The organism is Oleiphilus sp. HI0043 (genome assembly GCF_001634935.1).
The window spans coordinates 1-734 of record NZ_LWEY01000622.1 but is presented as its reverse complement, the minus strand read 5'-3'; the positions used below and the strand labels follow the sequence as shown (position 1 = coordinate 734).

1 protein-coding gene and 1 pseudogene are annotated in these 734 nt (G+C 46.3%); both read right to left on the bottom strand.

All coding sequences use genetic code 11. The annotated features are described in order from the left end of the window. On the bottom strand, nt 1-332 hold a 332-nt coding region (locus A3729_RS07605; protein WP_068633540.1), incomplete at its 3' end, for a flavodoxin family protein. A 69-nt stretch (nt 333-401) separates the two neighbouring features. After that, nucleotides 402-734 (bottom strand): annotated as a pseudogene (locus tag A3729_RS32530) (alanine--glyoxylate aminotransferase family protein); the annotation flags it as partial.

The window sequence follows — 734 nt, the reverse complement described above, 5'->3', positions numbered from 1 at the left end:
GTAATGGTTTCGAGAGCACGAATTGTACCTGTGCCATCATGACCGGCTCTAATATACGCGGCACAGGGTAAGCCTTGTTTCGCTTCTAAGCATGGGTAATAGCAACGGTCGAAGAAATCTTTGAGGGCACCACTCATGTAGCCTAGATTCTCGGTAGTGCCGAGTATAATGGCGTCTGCACTTAGTACATCTTCTGCTTGTGTTTCAAAAGGAGTTTTCGACTTGAATTCAACTTGCTCAAGAGCTTGGCTGATGACACCCTGGCACAGAGCTTGTTGTAAGGCTTGTGTATTTTCAGACGGGCTGTGGGCGACCAAAAGGAGTTTTTTCATTTCGCTTTGCTTGAGATACAAAGCTTAGGGTAGGAGTGGATTACTCATACCCTAGCCCTGTCTATTGGGTTATGGGTATGCATTCTCTACTGCAGACATTGCAGCGTCGACATCGCAGCTATGTCCAAGTTCGTTAAGCACCGCGCCTAAAGAGCTAACGCAGTAATCAACGTTTTTACGATTACAGCCATTGCCCATTAAGCCGATTCGCCATGCTTTGCCAGCAAACTTACCTAGCCCTGCACCAAGTTCCAAGTCGTACTGGTTAAGTAGTGTTGATCTAACAGTCGCATCATCAATACCTTCTGGAATCTTCACTGCATTAAGTTGAGATAGGCGAATATCTTTAGGCACTAGCATTTCAATGCCGAGCGCTTCTAGACCAGCAACCAGTGCCTTATG